Consider the following 511-nt stretch of genomic DNA (forward strand, 5'->3'; position numbering starts at 1 on the left):
TGGAAATAGCTGGCTATTCCGCAGCGTTGTTTTCCTTGAACTTGAATTAGTGACAACGCTCTGAACTCTACATCTTGAAGTCACTTGGGTATATACCTTGATACGTTGTCGAAGAGGAGTGTCGCGATGGATTTAAGCAATGTAGGCAATCTGGATAGCATCATTTTGTTGGGGATCGTCAACGAAAAACTACGCTTAGAGTGCGACAGTTTTGACGAGTTGGCTTCGGTCTACGAAATGGATGTTGAGTCGGTGGTGGGCAAGCTTGATATGCTTGGTTATCAGTACGACCCACTCACCAATCAATTCAAAGCGTACGAACGCTAGTCTCAATCGATTCCTTGTTGTTAAGCCATCTTGATGCCGTCAAGATGGCTTTTGCATTGTTGTCTCGCCGTCGCAAAGAAGGCTTGCAGATAACGCTTATCTTTTTCAGAGTTACGCGTTGCTGCGAACAGACGACGCCACAAACCTTTGCCAAATGGTTTACTGGTGATTAACCCCTGACGAG

The 511-nt window shown here is 45.6% G+C and carries 1 protein-coding gene and 1 pseudogene; one reads left to right on the forward strand and one right to left on the reverse strand.

The features are described 5' to 3' along the window. The first annotated feature begins 126 nt into the window (after positions 1–126). Positions 127–327, forward strand: a complete 201-nt coding sequence (locus R7Z50_RS31235) for a DUF4250 domain-containing protein (RefSeq protein ID WP_005457961.1) — start codon at positions 127–129, stop codon at positions 325–327. 20 nt (positions 328–347) lie between these two features. Here the strand turns inward: R7Z50_RS31235 and R7Z50_RS31240 are convergent. Then, positions 348–511, reverse strand: a pseudogene (locus tag R7Z50_RS31240) (LysR family transcriptional regulator); the annotation flags it as partial.

The organism is Vibrio sp. 1249-1 (assembly GCF_033340495.1).

Bases quoted from the DNA above. Each gene is read 5' to 3' on its own strand.
- R7Z50_RS31235 (WP_005457961.1), top strand. From the start codon at position 127: ATGGATTTAAGCAATGTAGGCAATCTGGATAGCATCATTTTGTTGGGG.